At 74.1% G+C, this 19,729-nt stretch carries 15 protein-coding genes; 9 read left to right on the top strand and 6 right to left on the bottom strand.

All coding sequences use genetic code 11. The annotated features are described in order from the left end of the window. Positions 1-20 precede the first annotated feature (20 nt). The gene (locus tag ABEB06_RS17330) at positions 21-1,448 is read left to right on the top strand and encodes a family 2B encapsulin nanocompartment shell protein (protein WP_345697766.1); all 1,428 of its coding nucleotides are present in this window, start codon (positions 21-23) and stop codon (positions 1,446-1,448) included. A gap of 80 nt (positions 1,449-1,528) precedes the next feature. Further along, positions 1,529-2,641, top strand: a complete 1,113-nt coding sequence (locus tag ABEB06_RS17325) for a family 2 encapsulin nanocompartment cargo protein polyprenyl transferase (protein WP_345697765.1) — start codon at positions 1,529-1,531, stop codon at positions 2,639-2,641. Between the two features lie 155 nt (positions 2,642-2,796). Here ABEB06_RS17325 and ABEB06_RS17320 read toward each other — a convergent pair whose 3' ends face one another. Further along, positions 2,797-3,798, bottom strand: coding sequence for an NAD-dependent epimerase/dehydratase family protein (locus ABEB06_RS17320; RefSeq protein ID WP_345697764.1), 1,002 nt, complete (start codon positions 3,796-3,798; stop codon positions 2,797-2,799). A 235-nt stretch (positions 3,799-4,033) separates the two neighbouring features. On the opposite strand from ABEB06_RS17320, the gene ABEB06_RS17315 reads away from it, so the two are divergent. After that, positions 4,034-5,332, top strand: coding sequence for a DUF1254 domain-containing protein (locus ABEB06_RS17315; protein WP_345697763.1), 1,299 nt, complete (start codon positions 4,034-4,036; stop codon positions 5,330-5,332). Between the two features lie 145 nt (positions 5,333-5,477). Beyond that, positions 5,478-6,812, top strand: coding sequence for a DUF1254 domain-containing protein (locus ABEB06_RS17310; protein WP_345697762.1), 1,335 nt, complete (start codon positions 5,478-5,480; stop codon positions 6,810-6,812). A gap of 51 nt (positions 6,813-6,863) precedes the next feature. Here the strand turns inward: ABEB06_RS17310 and ABEB06_RS17305 are convergent, their stop codons facing one another. Continuing rightward, positions 6,864-8,603, bottom strand: coding sequence for a BACON domain-containing protein (locus ABEB06_RS17305; protein WP_345697761.1), 1,740 nt, complete (start codon positions 8,601-8,603; stop codon positions 6,864-6,866). Between the two features lie 126 nt (positions 8,604-8,729). Here ABEB06_RS17305 and radA point away from each other — a divergent pair, with 126 nt between their 5' ends. Together radA and disA are read left to right on the top strand one after the other, a co-directional pair. Further along, positions 8,730-10,241, top strand: a complete 1,512-nt coding sequence (radA, locus tag ABEB06_RS17300; protein WP_345697760.1) for a DNA repair protein RadA — start codon at positions 8,730-8,732, stop codon at positions 10,239-10,241. A gap of 171 nt (positions 10,242-10,412) precedes the next feature. Then, on the top strand, positions 10,413-11,471 hold the full coding sequence (gene disA, locus ABEB06_RS17295; RefSeq protein WP_345701880.1) for a DNA integrity scanning diadenylate cyclase DisA: 1,059 nt from the start codon (positions 10,413-10,415) through the stop codon (positions 11,469-11,471). Positions 11,472-11,552: 81 nt separating this feature from the next. Here the strand turns inward: disA and ABEB06_RS17290 are convergent, their stop codons facing one another. Continuing rightward, entirely contained in the window at positions 11,553-12,152 is a 600-nt protein-coding gene (locus ABEB06_RS17290; RefSeq protein ID WP_345697759.1) for an ArsR/SmtB family transcription factor, read from the bottom strand. Between the two features lie 153 nt (positions 12,153-12,305). Between ABEB06_RS17290 and ABEB06_RS17285 the strand changes: the two genes are divergently transcribed. Then, complete coding sequence (locus ABEB06_RS17285; RefSeq protein ID WP_345697758.1) at positions 12,306-13,574, top strand: MFS transporter; 1,269 nt, start codon at positions 12,306-12,308, stop codon at positions 13,572-13,574. A gap of 110 nt (positions 13,575-13,684) precedes the next feature. Here ABEB06_RS17285 and ABEB06_RS17280 read toward each other — a convergent pair whose 3' ends face one another. Together ABEB06_RS17280 and ABEB06_RS17275 are read right to left on the bottom strand one after the other, a co-directional pair. Further along, a complete protein-coding gene (locus tag ABEB06_RS17280) occupies positions 13,685-14,902 on the bottom strand; it encodes a S8 family peptidase (protein WP_345697757.1) in 1,218 nt (405 codons plus the stop codon). A gap of 332 nt (positions 14,903-15,234) precedes the next feature. Continuing rightward, positions 15,235-16,098, bottom strand: a complete 864-nt coding sequence (locus ABEB06_RS17275; protein WP_345697756.1) for a hypothetical protein — start codon at positions 16,096-16,098, stop codon at positions 15,235-15,237. Positions 16,099-16,231: 133 nt separating this feature from the next. On the opposite strand from ABEB06_RS17275, the gene ABEB06_RS17270 reads away from it, so the two are divergent. After that, complete coding sequence (locus tag ABEB06_RS17270; RefSeq protein WP_345697755.1) at positions 16,232-16,942, top strand: rhomboid family intramembrane serine protease; 711 nt, start codon at positions 16,232-16,234, stop codon at positions 16,940-16,942. A 91-nt stretch (positions 16,943-17,033) separates the two neighbouring features. Next, positions 17,034-17,942, top strand: a complete 909-nt coding sequence (locus ABEB06_RS17265; protein WP_345697754.1) for an HhH-GPD family protein — start codon at positions 17,034-17,036, stop codon at positions 17,940-17,942. A gap of 24 nt (positions 17,943-17,966) precedes the next feature. Here ABEB06_RS17265 and ABEB06_RS17260 read toward each other — a convergent pair whose 3' ends face one another. Further along, the gene (locus ABEB06_RS17260) at positions 17,967-19,583 is read right to left on the bottom strand and encodes an MDR family MFS transporter (protein WP_425559636.1); all 1,617 of its coding nucleotides are present in this window, start codon (positions 19,581-19,583) and stop codon (positions 17,967-17,969) included. Positions 19,584-19,729 lie beyond the last annotated feature (146 nt).

The following is a 19,729-nucleotide window of genomic DNA, read 5'->3' as shown; positions in this document are numbered from 1 at the left end:
GCGTGCGGAGGGGTTCCCATATGTCGACCGAGACCAGCATCGGTATTCCCGGCCAGGCGGGGCCGATGGAGGGCGGCTCGCAGACCAGCCTCAGCGTAGCCGCCGCGAAGAATCTGGCGTCGACCACCAAGTCCGCTCCGCAGATGCAGGAGATCACCTCTCGCTGGCTGCTCCGGATGCTGCCCTGGGTCGAGGTCTCCGCCGGTACGTACCGGGTCAACCGCCGCCTGAGCTACGCCGTCGGCCGCGGCCGGGTGAGCTTCGTGCAGACCGGTTCGGACGTCCGGGTGCTCGCGCCGTCGCTGCGCGAGGTCCCGGTGCTCCGCGACTTCCCGGACGACGCGCTGCTGGAGGAGCTGGCCGGTCGGTTCATCGCACGCCAGGTCGCCCCCGGCGAGGTGATCGTCGAGCAGGGCTCGGCGATCGACGAGGTGTTCCTGATCGCGCACGGCCGGGTCGACAAGGTCGGCACCGGGCGGTACGGCGACCCCGCCGTGCTCGGCGTCTTCGCCGACGGCGACCACATCGGCGACGAGGCGCTGACCGAGGCCGACGGCCGCTGGCCGTACAGCGTGCGGGCCGCCACCGCCGGCACCGTCATGGTGCTGCGCTGGCCCGACTTCCAGGAGCTGGTCGACCGCTCCGCGGCGCTGCGCGACCAGATCCTCGGCTTCATCGCCAACGCCCGTCGGCCGCAGGGCCGGAAGGGCGAGGCCGAGATCTCCCTGTCGGCCGGCCACGAGGGCGAGTTCGAGCTGCCCGCGACCTTCGTCGACTACGAGCTCAAGCCGCGCGAGTACGAGCTGAGCGTCGCGCAGACCGTGCTGCGGGTCCACACCCGCGTCGCCGACCTCTACAACCAGCCGATGAACCAGACCGAGCACCAGCTCCGACTGACCATCGAGGCGCTGCGCGAGCGCCAGGAGCACGAGATGGTCAACAACCCCGAGTTCGGCCTGCTGGCCAACGCGGAGTACAGCCAGCGGATCTCGACCCACTCCGGCCCGCCCACCCCGGACGACATGGACGAGCTGCTCAGCCGCCGCCGGGGCACCAAGTTCTACCTCGCCCACCCGAGGGCGATCGCCGCCTTCCAGCGCGAGTGCAACAGCCGCGGCCTGTACCCCGCCACCGTCGAGCTGCACGGCCGCCAGGTCCCGGCCTGGCGCGGCGTCCCGGTGCTGACCTGCAACAAGATCCCGATCACCGCGCAGAACACCACCTCGATCCTCGCCATGCGTACCGGCGAGGACAAGCAGGGCGTGATCGGCCTCCACCAGACCGGGTTGCCGGACGAGTACGAGCCCGGGCTCTCGGTGCGGTTCATGGGGATCGACGAGAAGGCGGTCATCTCGTACCTGGTCAGCGCCTACTACTCCGCTGCGGTCCTCGTCCCCGACGCGATCGGCGTGCTGGAGAACGTCGACATCGCCGCACCGCGCAACTGACCGAGCACCGAGTTCACCGAGTTCAAAGCACCGAGCACCACGTATCGAGTACCGAGCACCACCGCCAGGGGGGAAGCAGGATGGGGATCTTCACGCTGGAGCGTGACCACCGGGGCCGGCCGGACGGCGAATCGAGCGAGTCCGACGGAGAGTCCGGTAGCTCGGAGGAGGGCGGGGACCAGGAGCTCGCGCGCGAGCTCCTCGACCGGGCCCGGGCGGTGGTCGATCCGGCCCTGCGGGCGGCCGTCGAGTCGCTGCCCGAGTCGATGCGCCTGGTCTCCGGCTACCACTTCGGCTGGTGGGAGGCGGACGGTACGCCGAGCAACACCGGTTCCGGCAAGGCCTTCCGCCCGGCGATGGTGCTGGCCGCCGCCCGGGCGCTCGGCGGCTGGCCGGTCGAGGCGGTCCGGGCGGCCACCGCGGTCGAGCTGGTGCACAACTTCACCCTGCTGCACGACGACGTGATCGACCGCGACCAGACCCGCCGGCACCGGCCCACCGCCTGGCGGGTGTTCGGCACCACCGGCGCCATCCTGGTCGGCGACGCGATGCACTCGCTGGCGCTGCGGGTGCTCGCCGAGGATCCGCACCCGGCCGCGCCCGCCGCGGTCCGCCGGATCGCCGACTGCGTGGTGGAGCTGTGCGCCGGGCAGCAGGCCGACTGCGCCTTCGAACAGCGGGCGGACGTGTCGCTCGCCGAGTGCCTGGCGATGGCGGAGGCCAAGACCGGGGCCCTGCTCGGCTGCGCCAGTGCGCTCGGCGGGCTGTACGCGGGGGCGTCCACGGCGGCCGCTGACGCCCTGGACGCCTTCGGCCGGGAGATCGGTCTGGCCTTCCAGCTGATCGACGACCTGATCGGCATCTGGGGCGACCCGGCGGTCACCGGCAAGCCGGTCGGCGCGGATCTCGCCGCCCGGAAGAAGTCGTTGCCGGTGGTGTTCGCGCTCCGCTCCGGCACCCCGGCCGGTGCCGAGCTGGCGGAGCTGTACGCGCACGAGCGCCCGTTGAGCGCGGAGGAGCTGCAGCGGGCCGCCGCCGCGGTGGAGGCGGCGGGCGGCCGCGAGTGGGCGCAGGGGGAGTCCTGCGACCGGATGGCGGCCGCCATCGCGCACCTCGCCGAGGCGGTCCCCGCCCCGGCGGCGGCCGACGAGCTGCTCGCCCTCGCCGAGCTGGTCACCCGCCGCTCCCACTGACACCCTGCCGGCAGCTCTCCGGCCGCCGGCAGGCCCCTGCCCCGTCGGCAAGCCCTCCGGGCCGCCGGCAGACCTCCGGCCCCGCAGGCGGCCCTCCGCGGCGCCAGGAGCCCTCTGCGGTGCCAGGAGCCCTCTGCGCCGCCGCCGGTGCCCGGTCAGGCGGAGAGGATCTTCTGCTCCTTCTCCGGGTCGATGCCCAGCGGGTTGCCCACCACCAGGGAGGAGACCTCGCTGCGGCCGCCGGCCTCCAGCCAGGCCCAGGTGTCGCGGACGGTGTCGGCGAGCGGTCGGATCCGCAGGCCGGCCGCCGCGGCCTTGGAGCTGTCGGCACGCCAGGTGCCGTACCACTCGGGGTCGGCGCCGGGGGTCCACAGCGGGAGTTCCAGCCAGGGGCCGACTTCGGCGGCGGTCAGGACGGTGTCCGCGGTCCACACCAGCTCGGCGTCGGAGCCGGTGGCGGCGACGCACGCACGCAGCAGCTCGCCCATGCTGGTCGAGCCGATCGGCGCGGTGGTGACGTACCGGCCGGTGGCGCCCTGCTCCACCAGGTCGAGGCCGAAGGCGGCGAAGTCACGGGCGTCGATCAGGCTCAGCGGCTGCTCCGGGTCGCCGGGGGCGAGCACCCTGCCCCCGCGGGCGATCCGGTCGAGCCACCAGGGGAGCCTTCCGACCGACTCGTGCGGGCCGATCAGCAGCCCGCAGTTGAGCAGGGACGACTGCTCGCCGAAGTACTTGAGCACGGCGCGCTCGCAGCCCGCCTTGAGCGCGTTGGCGGCGGGCTGGTCGGCCGGCAGGTCGGGGTCGCAGGGGTGGGTCGGTGAGTTCTCGTCCACCTGTTCGGCGGGCCAGTGGGCGAAGGCGTGGACGGAGGAGACGAAGCTGTAGTGGCCGGCGTGCTCGCGGAGCAGCTCGGCCGCCCGGGCGACGTCGTGCGGCTGCTGGCCGGAGGTGTCGATGACGGCGTCCCAGCGGCGGCCGTCGACCAGCCGGGCCAGGTCGGCGGCGTCGGTGCGGTCGCCCTGGACGGCTTCGACGCCGGGCAGGTCGGTGCGGCTGACCCCCCGGTTGAAGGTGGTGACGCGGTGTCCGCGGGCGAGGGCCGCTCCGGCGTAGGCGCGGCCGAGGAACTTCGAGCCGCCGAGTATCAGGAGATCCATGCACCCAGCCTCTCCGCCGGGGGCCGTTCGCACAGATGCGTTCACTGTCGGCGGAGGGTGTTCACCGACGGCGGACCGACCGACCGGCCGACCGGCTGGTCGGCCGGTCGGCCGAGGAGCCGGGAGTCGACAGGCCGGGAGCCGACATGCCGGGCCGTCATGCGGCGCATAGCATCCCCCTGTACCCGTCTGGGTGATATGTCTGATTCATCCGCAATCAGAGGAGGGGTGTGCCGTGGGCAACCCGGTGCTCGTCGACCCGACGACCGTGCGGGCGACCGCCGCCGAGGCGTGGATCTGGGGCTACGCGCTGCTGGAGAACTACCGGACGATCTATCCGCAGGCCATCGACGACGCCGACCCGCGGCACGTCGGTGGCTTCGGCGTCTTCCGGCACTACCCACATCCCTTCACCCCGGCCAACACCGATGTGGTGACGCCCAACAACGACACCCCGTACTCGATGGCCTGGCTCGACCTGCGCGCGGAGCCGTGGGTATTGGAGGTGCCGGCCACCGACCGGTACTACGTGATCCCGGTGCACGACCTGGACACCAGCTACGTCGGCTTCATCGGCTCCCGCACCACCGGCCGGCAGGCGGGGCGGTACCTGGTGGCCGGGCCGGGCTACCACGGCGAGCAGCCGGCCGACTTCGACGGGATGCTGCGCGCCGACACCAACCTGGTGGGGATCATCGGTCGCACCTACCTGGCCGGTCCGGACGACGTCGCCGCGCTGGAGCGGCTGCAGGCCCAGTACGTGCTGAAGCCGCTGAGCGAGCACCTGGGCATGCCCAGGCCGGTGGCGGCCGAGCCGGTCTGGCCGGTCTGGCGCGGCGAGGAGGTGCTGGACACCCTGGAGTTCTTCACCGACCTGGACTTCCTGCTCGGCTTCTTCCCGGTGCTCCCCGCGGAGGCGGAGCTGCGTGGCCGGCTGGCCGAACTGGGCGTGGGCAGCGGCGACTTCGAGCCTGCCGCGCTCCCGGCGGAGACCCGTGAGGCCCTGCTGCTCGGCATCAAGGACGGCCGGGCCAGGCTGGAGGAGGCGGCGGAGCGGACCACCGGGTCGCACGGCCTGTTCGGCACCCGCGCCCAGCTGGGCGGCGACTACCTGGGCCGGGCGGTCGGAGCGATGAAGGGCCTGTACGGGCTGCCGGAGGAGGAGGCCTGGTACAGCGGCTGGACGGGCGACTGCTCCGGCGGGCGCGGGTACACCGTGCGCTTCCCGCCCGGCGGGCTGCCCGCGGCCCGGTTCTTCTGGTCGATCACCATGTACCGGATGCCCGAGCGCTTCCTGGTGGACAACCCGGTCGACCGGTACTCGATCGGCGACCGCACCCCGGGCCTGCGCTACGACGCGGACGGTGGACTGACCCTCCACCTCCGGCACGAGCGCCCGGCCGACCCGGAGGAGGAGACCAACTGGCTGCCCGCGCCGGACGGCCCGTTCACGGCGGTGATCCGGGTGTACGGGCCCGAGCCGGCCGTCCTCGACGGCCGCTGGCCGCTGCCCGGGCTCACCTCCGCGGACTGAACCGGCCTGCTGGCCCACCCGCCCCACCCGCCCCACCGGCCCACCCGCCCCACCGGCCCACCCGCCCCACCGCACTGCAGCCGTGCCGCCCGCCCCGCCGACCGGGCGGAACCGACCCCCACCAACCTCTCAGGAGTGCTCCCGCATGGCCGACGGAACCCCCCGGACGCTGGCCGCCGACGCGTACGTCTACGGCTACCCGCTGGTCTGCGACCTGAGCATGGTCGGGACGTTCCACGTCTCGGGGCTCGGCGCGATCGGGCCGGGGCCGTTCAACACCTTCGGGCACGCCGACGAACTGGCCACCCCCGCCAGCCACTTCGTCTCGGTGAACAACGACACCGTCTACTCGGCGGCGCAGCTGGACCTGTCCGGCGGCCCGCTGCTGCTGCACGTGCCGGACACCGCCGGGGCGTACTACGTGCTGCAGTTCATCGACGCCTGGACCAACAACTTCGCGTACATCGGCCGCCGGTCCACCGGGACCGGCGAGCAGACCTGGCTGATCGCCCCGCCGCACTGGCACGGCACCCCGCCCGCCGGCGTCGGAGTGATCACCGCGCCGACCACCGTGGCCACCGTCGCGGCGCGCTTCGCCTGCGACGGCCCCGAGGACCTGCCCCGGGTGGCGGCCCTGCAGCGGAAGCTCACCCTCGCGCCGCTCGAACCGGGCGGCATCCTGGCGGGGATCCCCGAGCCCGACCCGGACGTGCCCGAGGAGCTGCGCCTCCTGGAGCAGCTGCGGGTCTGGGCGGCCGCCTTCCCGCCCGCCGAGGCGGACCTCGCCTACCAGCAGCGCTTCGCCCCGATCGGCCTGCTCGACGACGACCGCTCCCCGTACCGGGACGGCCCGGCCGAGTGGGTGGGCGCGCTGGTCGCCGGCCTGGCGGACGGCAGGGAGCGGGTCGAGGCGGCGACCCGCCCCGCCGAGGGCCGGCCGGTCGGCGAGTGGAACGTCAACCTGCACCTCTTCGACTACAACCTGGACCACCTCGGCCCGGGCACCCGCGACGAGCCGCGGTTCCGGATCGCCGACCGCAGGGCCGCCTACCTGACCCGCGCGGTCGCCGCCCGGATGGGCCTGTGGGGCAACCACGCGTACGAGGCGGTGTACGGCAACACGTACGACGACGCCGAGGGCAAGCCGCTGACCGGCGCCCACGCGTACACGCTGCGCTTCGACGAGCTGCCGCCGGTGGACGGGTTCTGGTCGGTGACGATGTACGGCGTTCCGGAGTACTACCTGGTGGAGAACCCGGCCGGCCGCTACTCGATCGGCGACCGGACGCCCGGTCTGGTGTACGCGCCGGACGGTTCGCTGACCCTGGTGATCCAGCGCGAGCGGCCCGCCGATCCGGCCGAGGCGGCCAACTGGCTGCCCGCGCCGGAGGGCGGGTTCCGGCCGATGATCCGGCTGTACGAGCCCGGCACGGCGGTCCTCGACGGCACGTACCGCATCCCGCCGATCCGGCGGAAGTGACGCCGGGGCGCCGCCCCGGGCGCCGTCGAGGTGCCGCCGAGGTGCGAGGGATCAGGCGGACGGGGCGGCGGTGGCGGGTCCGGTGGTCGGGGCGGGGGTGCCGGGCGGGGGGTCGGCGGGGGGCGGGGTGCTTGGGGTGCTTGGGGTGCCGGGGGTGCTGGGTGCGGGGTCGGCGGGCGGCGTGGTGGCCGGGGGCGGTGTGCCGGGGTCGGTGGGGGCCGGGTCCGGGGTGGGGTCGGTCGGGGGCGGGGTCTGGCCGCCGCGGTGGACGGGGCCGCCCTCCAGGGTGACCACGGCCTGGGACGGGGGCAGGGCGATCCGGGCCGTCCAGTGGCTTTCGGGGGCGCGCGCCTCGTCCACCGTGACGGTCACGGTGATCCGCTGCCCGGGGGTGAGGGTTCCGGAGTCGCGGCTGAGGCGCAGCCAGTCGACGTCCAGGACGGCGTGCCAGGCGATCGGGCTGCCGCCGCTGTTGGTGAGGGTGATGACCGTCCGGTTGCCGTACTCGCCGGCCTCGACGGTGAGCTGCCCGGGCGTCGCGGCGGGGGCCTGCGGCGCGGGGGCGTCGGGCGCGGCGTGGACGGGGGAGAGGGCGGGGCTGGAGAGCGCGCGCGTGCCGTGCGAGGGCACCGGGACCAGCGGGCCCTGGACCGGGGGGAGGGACGTTTCTGCATCGACGGCCGCTCCGACCAGCTGCACCGCGTCGGCGGGCGGGGTCGGGTCGGTCACCGGCACGGGTTCCGCGGGGTGGTCGGCGGCGGGGGTGGGCGCGCCGTCGACCCGGACGGAGGAGACCGGGGCCGCGCCGGCGGGCCCGTCGCCGTCCCGGTGGGCGGCCCAGAGGGCCACCACGGGCGCGGTGAGCACGGCGGCCAGCACGCCGGTGGTGACCATCCGCTGCCGTACCGCGGCGGCCCGCCCGGTGGACGGCGCCCGGTGCCGGGGGAAGCCGCGCTGGTCGAAGCGCGGCTCGGGCCCGCCCGGCGGGACGGGGGCGGCGGCCCGGCGCGCGGCGGCCGCACCGGCCAGGAAGGCGGCGCCGGCCGTTCCGCCCGGCAGCCGGTCGGCGGCGCCGCCGACCCGGACCGTCACCGGCGCGGGGAGCAGCGGCAGGCCGGGCAGCCCGGTGCCGAGCTCGCCGCCGACCCGGTCGGCGGTGCCCCGGCAGGTCGGGCAGTCGACCACGTGGGCGACCAGCTCGCGGCGCAGCGCCGGGCCGAGCACCCAGCCGCGCCAGCTCTCCGCGCCGACGCCGCCGAGCCGGACCAGTTCGGGGCAGTTGCCGACGCCGAGCACCAGCAGGGCGGTCCGGGTCCGGGCGACCTCCGCGCCGGCGGCGTCCAGCAGGGCGCCCGCGTCCTCGGCGGTGCGGCCGAGGACGGCCGCGACCTCGTCGGCGGAGAGCCGGTGGCGGACCGCCAGCTCCAGCGCCTCGCGCTGCTCGGGGTCGGTGCCGGCGGCCTCCGGCCAGGCGAGCGAGGCGAGTTCGCGGCGGCGCTCGGCGGCGCGCTCGGCGCCGACCGGGGCGGACGGGCCGACCCCGCGCTCCAGCCGGGCCAGGCAGGCGTGCCGGGCGAGCGCGTACAGCCAGGCGCGCAGCAGCGCCGGATCGGCGAGCCGGTCACCGTTGCGCAGGGCGAGGTCGCGGACCTCGGCGAGGGCGGTGACCGCCGCGTCGTGCTCGCACAGCACCGACAGGCAGTAGGTGAACAGCCCGTCGACGCTGTGGCCGTAGGCGCGCAGCAGGTCGGAGCCGGCGGCGCTCGTGGGGGAGGCGAACCTGGTCGTCACGTTCCCGACGGTAGGGACGCGGGGCCGCCCGCCCGGGTGGTTTCGGGGGCTTGTACTTCTTTCGGGTAACAGGACCGCGGTCTGGGCGGCGCCGTGTTGTCGGACCCACCCGCTACGGTTGGCCGCATGGCAGCCCGTACCAAGACCACCGCCAAGCCGCGCCCGGCGTACCGCTGCACGGAGTGCGGCAACCAGCTCCCGAAGTGGGTGGGCCGCTGCCCCGAGTGCAACTCCTGGGGCACGGTGGAGGAGTACGGCGCGGTGCCGATCCGGACGACCGCGGCGGGCCCGGTGAGCTCCCCGGCCAAGCCGATCGCGCAGGTCGACGGGCAGGTGGCGACGGCCCGCTCCACCGGCGTGCCGGAGCTGGACCGGGTGCTCGGCGGCGGCCTGGTGCCGGGCGCCGTGGTGCTGCTGGCGGGCGAGCCGGGCGTCGGCAAGTCCACCCTGCTGCTGGACGTGGCGGCGAAGGCGGCCACCGAGCGGCACCGCACGCTCTACGTCACCGGTGAGGAGTCCGCCGGGCAGGTGAAGATGCGGGCGGACCGGATCAACGCCCTCTCCGACCACCTGTACCTGGCGGCCGAGTCGGACCTCGGCGCGGTGCTCGGCCACATCGAGGCGGTCAACCCCGGCCTGCTGATCCTCGACTCGGTGCAGACCATCGCCTCGGCGGAGCTGGACGGCGCGCCCGGCGGCCCGGCGCAGGTCCGCGAGGTGGCGGGCGCGCTGATCCGGGCGTCCAAGGAGCGCGGCATGGCCACCCTGCTGGTCGGCCACGTCACCAAGGACGGGCAGATCGCCGGCCCCCGCCTGCTGGAGCACCTGGTCGACGTGGTGCTCTCCTTCGAGGGCGACCGGCACGCCCGGCTGCGCCTCATCCGGGGCGTCAAGAACCGGTACGGCGCCACCGACGAGGTGGGCTGCTTCGAGCTGCACGACGAGGGCATCGAGGGGCTGGCCGACCCGTCCGGGCTGTTCCTCACCCGCCGGGCCAAGCCGGTGCCGGGCACCTGCCTGACCGTCACCCTGGAGGGCAAGCGCCCGCTGGTCGCCGAGGTGCAGGCGCTGATGGTGGATTCGCAGATCCCCTCGCCGCGGCGGACGACCTCCGGCCTGGAGTCGCCGCGGATCGCGATGATCCTGGCGGTGGTCGAGCGGCACGGCGGCGTCAAGCTCGGCAAGCAGGACATCTACACCGCGACCGTCGGCGGGGTGAAGCTCACCGAGCCGTCCGCCGACCTGGCGATCGCCCTGGCCGTGGCCAGCTCCTCCTCGGACACCCCGCTGCCCAGCAACCTGGTGGCGATCGGCGAGGTCGGCCTGGCCGGCGAGGTCCGCCGGGTGACCGGGGTGCAGCGGCGGCTCGCCGAGGCGCACCGGCTGGGCTTCACCCACGCGCTCGTCCCGCCGGACCCGGGCAAGGTGCCGCCGGGAATGAAGGTGGTGGAGGTGGCCGACATCGGCGAGGCACTGCGGGCCATCCCGGGCCGCCGCAAGGCCGCCGCCAAGCCCCGTGCGGAGGGTGCCCCGGCGCCCCGGCAGGCCCCCGCGGCACCCGGGCGGCCAAGCGTCGCAGCCTACTCCGACGAGCTCATGGCGGGCTGGGAACCGGTCGACTCGGACGAACTGGGCTGACCCACGTCCTGTTATTGCCGCACGCAGTTAGACTTTGCCCTGTCTAATTGGCATCAAGTGCAGTAATAAGAGACAGACCGTCGGGCGCCGCGCCACACGGTCCGGGTCGGCCGGAGGAGTCACGTGGCAGCCAGCGACCGGGCGGACAAGTCCTCCCGCGAGGAGGCCCTGCTGCGGGCTTCCCTCAGTGCCATCGCGCCGGGCACGGCGCTCCGCGACGGTCTGGAGCGGGTGCTCCGGGCCAACACGGGCGGTCTGATCGTGCTCGGGTTCGACAAGAGCGTGGACGCACTGTCCACCGGCGGCTTCGTGCTGGACGTCGAGTTCACCGCCACCCGGCTGCGCGAGCTGTGCAAGCTCGACGGCGCCGTGGTGCTGGACAAGGACATCACCAAGATCGTCCGTGCTGGCGTCCACCTGATGCCGGATGCGACCATCCCCACCGACGAGACCGGCACCCGGCACCGCACCGCCGAGCGGGTCAACCGGCAGACCGGCTTCCCGGTGGTCGCCGTCTCGCACTCGATGCGGCTGATCGCGATGTACGTCAACGGGACGCGGCGGGTGCTGGAGGACTCCACCACCGTGCTCTCCCGCGCCAACCAGGCGCTCGCCACGCTGGAGCGGTACAAGCTCCGCCTGGACGAGGTGGCCGGCACCCTCTCCGCGCTGGAGATCGAGGACCTGGTCACCGTCCGCGACGTGTCGGCGGTGGTGCAGCGCCTGGAGATGGTCCGGCTGATCGCCGCCGAGATCGCCGGGTACGTGCTGGAGCTCGGCACCGACGGCCGACTGCTCTCGTTGCAGCTGGACGAGCTGATCGCCGGCGTCGAGCCGGAGCGAGAGCTGGTCGCCCGTGACTACTTCCCGGAGCGGGCGGCCAAGAAGGGCCGTACCGTCACCGAGGTGCTGTCCGACCTGGAGGCGCTCACCCACGCCGAGCTGCTCGACCTGCAGACGGTCGCCAAGGCGCTCGGGTACACCGGCACGCCGGAGTCGCTGGACTCGGCGGTCTCGCCGCGCGGGTACCGGCTGCTGGCCAAGGTGCCGCGGCTGCCCAACACCGTCATCGAGCGGCTGGTGGAGCACTTCGGCGGGCTGCAGAAGCTGCTGGCGGCGTCGATCGACGACCTGCAGACGGTGGAGGGCGTCGGCGAGACCCGGGCGCGCTCGGTGCGCGAGGGTCTGTCGCGGCTCGCAGAATCGTCCATCCTCGAGCGTTACGTCTGAGGACGCCGCCCGGCCGGGAGTGCGCCGGCCGGGGCGCCGGGTCGGTGGGCGCTAAGGCCGGGGGCGTTACGGCTGAGGGCGTTACGGCCGGGGGCGTTCCGGCTTGAGGGCGTAGAGCAGGGTCATCAGGGTGATGTCCACCGCGTCCTCGTCGGTGGAGTCGCCCTCGTCGGCGAGCTCGTCCAGCAGGGCGTTCAGCTGCTCGCGGAGCTTCACCAGGCGCTCGGGGCGGACCCGCATGCTGAAGTGCGCGAACTTGCCCGGGCTGGAGGTGCCGTCCGGCAGCGCCGAGAGGTCGATCCGGCCCGCGTGGAAGCGGTTCTCGAAGTCGGTGCGGACCATGTCGAGGGCGGCGAGCATCGCACCGAGCACCTCGGGGCGCTCCGACCCGCCGTCGGAGAAGACGTGCGGCGACAGCCGCAGTGAGCGCTGCGCCGGGCGGTAGCGGCTCTCCACGATGCCGGAGACCAGGCGGGTCTCGGCGACCATGATCAGTCCGGTCTGCTCCAGCACCTTGATGTGCCGGTAGAGCTTGGTGGGCGTCTCGCCCATCTCCGCCGCGAGTTCCTTGACCGACTGCGGCTCGGGGTCGCGTCGCATCAGCGCGTCCAGGATCGCCAGGCGCACCGGGTCGGCGATCGCCTTCAGCGTCGCCACGTCGCTGACCTCGCGTTCTTTCATCTGCTCAACCACGTTCTCAAGTTCTCACAACGTCAACGCTTGCGCAATCATTCTCGGAGGTGCAACCATTCACCCAAGCGTGAATGGTTGCGAAGCCATGAATGGCGGCGCGGGCGTGAATGGGTCGAACGGCCCGGACAAGGGGTGGGAACCATGACGACGGACCTCGGGACGGCGGCCCGGGCCCAGGCCGACGCGCAGCAGCCGGTGCCGCTGCGGCGCAACTGGCGGTTCCAGGTGCTGTGGGGCGGCGCGGCCTCCGCGATGCTCGGCACCTGCCTCGCCGACACCGCCTACCCCCTCCTGCTGCTGGCCATGACCGGCTCGCCGGCCCTGGCCGGGGCGTTCGGCGCGGTGCAGTTCGCCGCCTCCGCCGTGTTCGGCCTGCACGGCGGCGCGGTCGCCGACCGCCACGACCGGCGCCGGATCCTGCTCGCCGCCGACGCCGTCCGGCTGCTCGCCGCGCTCAGCGTGGTCGCCGCGCTGGCCCTGCACCGGCTCACCGTGCCGCACACCCTGCTGGTCGCCGCCGTCCTCGGCGCGACCATGGCGTACGGCGGCCCGGTCCGGATGCTGGCGATCCGCGCGGTGGTGCCGGCCGTGCAACTGCGTCAGGCACTCGCCCAGGACGAGCTGCGGGTCAACGGTGCCGCGCTGATCGGCCCGCCGCTGGGCGGCTTCCTGCTCGGTCTCGGCACCGCGGTCCCGTTCCTCACCACCGCGGTCACCTCGCTGCTCGCGCTCTCCGCCTCCTGGGCGGTCCGGTTCGAGAGCCCGGCGCAGAACGCCGACGGCGGCGCGGACGGGGAGGGCGGCGAGCAGCGCGGCGCCGTGCTGGAGGGGGTGCGCTACCTGCTGTCGAAGAAGCTGCTGCGCTCGACCCTGCTGGTCACCCTGGCGATGAACCTGGCGGGCTCCGCGATGCTGCTGGCCGTCATGGTGCGGCTGCGCGACGGCGGCACCTCCACCGGCGGCATCGGTCTGGCGCTGGCCGGCGAGGCGGTGGGCGGCCTGCTCGGCGCCCCGCTGGTCACCCGGCTGCACAAGCGGCTCGCGCCCGGCGCGCTGCTGCTGGTGGTGGCCTGGTCGGCGGTGCCGATGTTCCTGCTGCCGGCGCTGCTGGGCGGTCCGGTGGTGGTGTTCTGCTCGCTCGCCGTGATGATGCTCGGCGTCCCGGCGCTGCGGGTGATGGTGGACGTGCTGATCTTCCAGCAGGTGCCGGACGAGCTGCGCGGCCGGGTGATCGCGGCGACGATGACCCTGCTGATGGTGGGCATGCCGATCGGGACCTTCGTCTCCGGCCTGCTGCTCGACCGCTTCGCGGCGGGCCCGGTGCTGGTGGCGCTGGCCGCGCTGCTGGGCCTCGGCCTGCTGCCGTCGACCCTGGGCCGGTCGCTGCGCGGGACGTCCTGGCCCGCCTGAGGCCGCACGGGACCGCCTGGGCCCGTGGCGCGGGGGGCTGCGGGAGAGGCGGCGGCGGGAGTCGTCCACCGAGGGGTGGGCGACTCCCGCCGTCGGCGTTCGGGGGAGCGTCAGCCGGTGACCCGCAGCAGGCGGTTGGGGCTGCCGGTGCCGATGCCGGTGAGGACGCCGTTGGTGGCGGCGGCCTTCAGCGCGCTGTCGACGGCCGCGGGGGTGGCGGAGGGGTGGCCGGCCAGGTAGACGGCGGCAGCGCCGGCCACGTGCGGGGTGGCCATCGAGGTGCCGGAGATGGTGTTGGTGGCGGTGTCGCTGGTGTTCCAGGACGAGGTGATGGACGAGCCGGGCGCGAAGACGTCCACCCGCGTCCCGTAGTTGGAGTAGCTCGCCCGGGCGTCGGTGGAGGTGGTGGCGCCGACCGTGATCGCGGTCGGGACCCGGGCCGGTGAGTAGTTGTCGGCGTTGGCGTTGGAGTTGCCGGCGGCGACCGCGTAGGTGACGCCGGAGGCGATGGAGTTGGCGACCGCGTTGTCCAGCGCGGTGCTCGCGCCGCCGCCGAGGCTGAGGTTGGCCACGGCGGGCTTGGCGGCGTTGGCGGTGACCCAGTTGACGCCGGAGATGACGCCGGCGGTGGTGCCGGAGCCGTTGTTGTCGAGCACCCGGACGCCGACCACCCGGGCCGCCTTGGCGACGCCGTACGCGCTGCCCGCGATGGTGCCGGCGACGTGGGTGCCGTGCCCGTTGCCGTCCTGGGCGACGGCGTCGTTGTCGACGAAGTCGTAGCCGTTGGCGGCGCGGCCGCCGAACTGCCCGTGGCTGATCCGCACCCCGGTGTCGATCACGTACGCGGTGACCCCGCCGCCGGCCGTCGAGGGGTAGGTGTAGGCCGAGTTGAGCGGTAGGGCGGCCTGGTCGATCCGGTCCAGGCCCCAGGACGGCGGGTTGGTCTGGGTGGTGTCGGCGTGCACGGTCTGGTTCTGCTCGACCGCGGCGACGGCCGGGTCGGCGGCCAACCGGCGGGCCTCGACGGCGGAGAGCTCGACCTCGAAGCCGTGTGCGGCGGCGTCCCAGGTCTGCTTGATCCGGCCGTGGTGCCGGGCGACCAGCTGCCGGCCCTGCTCGGAGGCCGGGGCGAGGCCGGCGGACGGCTTCAGGGTGACGATGAAGCTGCCGGGTATCGCGGTCGGCGAGTCGGCCTGCTGGACGGTGCCCTCCGGCGCGGCGGGGGCCGCGGCGGCCGGGAGGGAGGCGGCCCCGGCGAGGGCGGCGCCGGCCAGGACGGTGGCGACGGCGGTGGCGAGCCGGTGGGCGCGGGGGCGTTGCGCTGCCATGGAGGGGTCTCCTCTGCGTCGGTGGTGCCGGGATGCGGCGCACTCGGCTGGTGCGACGGATCCAGCCTGCGGCTCTGGCAGGGACGCGACGAAGAGGCTTTCGTGCCGTCATGTGGCGGACACGTCAAAGCAATCGGGTGGCAGTGACAGACGCGGACGAAGCGGACGCGGCGGCCGGGACCGGTGGCCGGCGGCAGCACGGCGCAACACGGCGGCCAGGACGCCGACAGCCGGCCGCCACACGGCGGCCGGCCGGGCCGCCCTCCGGTGGCCGGATGACGGCGGGTCGGATGGTGGCGGCTCGGATCGGGGAGGTCGGACCGGGCGAGGGGTCAGCTGTCCAGCCGGATCGAGGTGCGGGCCGAGACCGGGCCGCCGGACGGGCCGGAGAGGTCCGCCTGGACCAGGTAGTTGCCCGGCTGGGCGGGCGTCGGGTCGGCGGTGGCGCACTGCGGCTTGGAGCGGCTGCGGTCCCAGTTGAAGGTCTCGGTCAGGCCGCTGCCCGCCGGGATCTGCGCCCAGGCGCCGGCCCGGTCGTTCGGGCAGTCGCCCGAGGACCACACCCGCTCGCCGCTGCTGGAGGTGACCGTCAGGGTCGACGCGGTGCGGCCCAGGTCGACGCGGCAGTTGGCGCCGGAGGTGTTGCGGACGGTCAGCGCGAGGCGCGGACGGTCCTTGGGCTGGTACGCGTTCTGGGCACTGGCCAGCTCCAGGGCGAGCTGCGAGACCGAGCAGATCGGCAGGGCCATCACGTCGGCGGTGTTCACCTGCGGCGCCCCGCCGCCGGTGCCGCCGCCCGTGCCGCCGGTGCCCGTGCCGCCGGCCGAGCCCCCGGTGCCCCCGGTGCCCGCGGTGGAGCCCGTGCCCGGGGTGGCGGAGCCGCCGACGCCGCCGGTGCTGATGGAGACCTCGCCGCCACCGCCGCCGGAGACCGTCCCACCGCCACCGCCACCGCCACCGCCCGTACCGCCGGGCCGGCTGGTGATCGCCGAACCGGACGGCGAGGCGCCCGGCGTGATCGACTGGGCCGGCGCCGGATGCGCGCCCTGCTTGGGCTTGCCGCCGCCACCGCCCGTGCCGTAGGTCAGCCAGACGATCAGGACGAGGATCGCCGCCAGCGCGGCGAGCACGATGAGGCGCCGTCGCCAGTAGATCGAGGCCGGCAGCGGTCCGACGGGTTGACGCAGAGAGGGCACGCGCAAACTCTACGAGACTGTGTGGACCGTCTGACGCATCAACACCTCGCCGGGGCCACTTCCTTCACATGATCCGCCATTTGCTCCGGACGGGGGAAGCGTTCCGGCCGCACCCCGCGCTAGGGTCGCCCTCATGGCCACCGACCACGGCGCCCGCGCCGGCAGCAGCATCGATCCGGTACGGATGATCGAGGAGGCGCGGCGCGCCTTCTTCACCGTGTTCGGCTTCCTGTGCGCGGTGTGGGTCCTGCAAGTGGTCAACTGGCTCGACGACTCCCGGTTGTTCGTGGACGGCGGCATCCGCCCGCACGACGTGTCCGCGCTGCCGAACCTGCTCTCCGCGCCGTTCCTGCACCTGAACTGGGCTCACCTGGAGGGCAATTCGGGCCCGCTGTTCGTGTTCGGCTTCCTCGCCGCGTACCGCGGTGTGAAGAAGTTCCTCGGCCTGACCCTGCTGGTGGCGCTCACCAGCGGCGCGGCGGTGTGGTGCTTCGCGGACGTCCGCTCGGTGACGGCCGGTGCCAGCGGCGTGGTCTTCGGGTACTTCGGCTACGTGGTGCTGCGCGGCCTCTTCGACCGGAACCTGATCGACAGCCTGATCGGGCTGGTGATGTTCGCCTCCTTCGCCTACCTGCTCACCACCGCGCTGCCCGGCACCCCCGGGATCAGCTGGCTGGGGCACCTGGGCGGGCTGCTCGGCGGCCTCGCCGGGGCGTGGATCTTCCGCGACCGCTCCACCCGACGGGCGGCGGCCGCCACGGCCGTCCCCGCGCAGACCGGCGGAGCACGGCCGGACAGCCCCCGGGCCGCGCTGCACAAGGAGCTGGACGACCTCGGCCTCTGAGGCCCGCCCGACCGGCCCGCCCGACCGGCCCGACCGGCCGTCCGACCGGCCCGCCCGCCGGCCCCGGCGGACGTGGGAGGATCGGGGGGCCATGGTTACCGCTTCCTCCACCGCGCTCCCGGCGGCCGCCGTCTCCCGGCTGCACCGCACCGTCATCGACTGGTACCGGGCCAACGCCCGCGACCTGCCCTGGCGGACGGCCGACGCCTCGCCGTGGGCGGTGATGGTGAGCGAGTTCATGCTGCAGCAGACCCCCGTCAAGCGGGTGCTGCCGGCGTACGCGGCGTGGCTGGAGCGCTGGCCCACCCCGGCGGCGCTCGCCGCCGACGCCCCCGGCGAGGCGGTCCGGATGTGGGGCCGGCTCGGCTACCCGCGCCGGGCGCTGCGCCTGCACGCCGCCGCCACCGCGATCACCGAGGAGCACGGCGGCGAGGTGCCCACCGACCACGCGCAGCTGCTGGCGCTGCCCGGGGTGGGCGAGTACACCGCCGCGGCGGTCGCCTCGTTCGCGTTCCGGCAGCGGCACGCGGTGCTGGACACCAACGTGCGGCGGGTGTTCGCGCGGGCGGTCACGGGTGTCGAGTACCCGGCGCAGGCGACCACCGCGGCCGAGCGGCGGACCGCCGTCGAGCTGCTGCCCGCCCGCGAGGAGACCGCGGCGACCTGGGCGGTCGCGGTGATGGAGCTGGGTGCGCTGGTCTGCACGGCGCGCGGCCCGGAGTGCGGGGCGTGCCCGCTGCGGGCGGAGTGCGCGTGGCAGCGGGCGGGGTGTCCGCCGTACGAGGGCCCGGCGCGGCGCGGCCAGACGTACGAGGGGACCGACCGTCAGGTGCGGGGGAAGCTGCTCGCGGTGCTGCGGGACGCGCACGGGGAGGTCGAGCAGGCCCGGCTGGACGAGGTGTGGCACGAGCCCGTCCAGCGCGCTCGGGCGCTGGACGGGCTCGTGGCGGACGGGCTGGTGGAGCCGGTCGGCCCGGGGGTCTACCGGCTGCCGGTGTGACCGACCGGTGACCGCCCGGCGCGACTAGAGGGCGGCTTCCAGCTGGGCCTCGGGGGCGGCGTCCTTCGGGGCGCCCTGGCCGGCGCCGCGCAGCGGCACCTCGCGCAGGAAGACCGCGGCGGCGACGGCGACCAGGCTGATCACGGCGCCCCACACGAACACCGTGTGCATGCCGTTGGAGACGGCGTGGTGGACCAGGTCCTGCACGGGGTCGGAGAGCTTCTTCAGCTTGGTCGGGTCGAGCAGCGTCGCCGGGTCGATCGGCTGGCCGCCGCCGGAGCCCGCGGCGGCGCCGCCGCCGGCCGCCATGGTGTCCTTGACCTGGTTGTTGAACAGGGCACCGAACAGGGCGACGCCGAAGGAGCCGCCGATGGTGCGGAACAGGGTGGCGGAGGACGAGGCGACGCCCATGTCCTTGAGCTCCACGCTGTTCTGCGCGACCAGCATGGTGATCTGCATCAGGAAGCCCATGCCGGCGCCGAGCACCACCATGTAGCAGGCGGAGGCGAAGCGGCCGGTGTCCACGGCGAGGGTGGACAGCAGCAGCGAGCCGCCGGCCATCACGGCGGTGCCGATGATCGGGTAGATCCGGTACTTGCCGGTCTTGGTGACCGCCTGGCCGACGACCAGCGAGATGACCAGCATGCCGAACATCATCGGCATCAGCAGCAGGCCGGAGTTGGTGGCCGAGGCGCCCTGCACGATCTGCTGGTACAGCGGCAGGTAGGCGACCGCGCCGAACATCGCGAAACCGACGATGAAGCCGATGACCGAGACCATGGTGAAGTTGCGGTTGCGGAACAGGCCGAGCGGGATGACCGGCTCCTCGGCGCGCTGCTCGACGTAGCAGAAGCCGATCAGCGAGGCGGCGCCGAGCGCGGCGAGGCCGAGGATCTGCTTCGAGCCCCAGGCGTACTCCTGGCCGCCCCAGGTGGTGATCAGGACCAGCGAGGTGATGCCGAGGGTCAGCAGGATCGCGCCGAGGTAGTCGATCTTCGCGGTGGAGCGGACCTTGGGGAGCTTCAGGGTGGCGATGACGAAGGCCAGCGCCACGGCGCCCAGCGGCAGGTTGACGTAGAACGTCCAGCGCCAGCTCAGGTGGTCGGTGATGAAGCCGCCGATCAGCGGGCCGCCGACGGTGGCCAGCGCCATCACGGCGGCGAACATGCCCTGGTACTTGCCGCGGTCGCGCGGCGCGACCAGCGCACCCATGATCGACATCACGCCGACCATCAGGCCGCCGGCGCCCAGGCCCTGGACGGCGCGGAAGGCGATCAGCGCGGTCATCGAGTCGGCGAGGCCGGAGAGCGCGGAGCCCGCCAGGAAGATGCCGATCGAGATCAGGAAGGAGCCCTTGCGGCCGTAGAGGTCGCCGAGCTTGCCCCAGATCGGGGTGGAGACGGCGGTGGCCAGGGTGTAGGCGGTGACCACCCAGGCCATGTGCTCGGAGCCGTGCAGCTCGCCGACGATCGTCGGCATCGCGGTGCCGATGATCAGGTTGTCCAGCATGGCCAGCAGCATGGTGATGACCAGGCCGACCATCACCAGCCGGATCTCGCGCGGCGAGCGCTCCACGGGCTCGTTGGGATCCACGGGTGCCGATGGTTCGTCGGCGGCGGTCTCGGACGTGGGTTTGGTCATCGTGCGTCTCCCCGACGGCTGCTAGGCCGCGCTCCTGGGGGCCGCGCGGCTCACTTACTTGACGACCGGCTAGTGAATCGTCGTCCGGCACGGTAAGTTGTTCCCTAGCCGGGCGTCAAGTCAGTTTCGGGGCGACACGTCCGGGC

The organism is Kitasatospora terrestris (assembly GCF_039542905.1).
Lineage (GTDB): Bacteria > Actinomycetota > Actinomycetes > Streptomycetales > Streptomycetaceae > Kitasatospora > Kitasatospora terrestris.
Note: the sequence above shows the minus strand (reverse complement) of the source record. Positions and strands in the feature narration are given on the sequence as shown.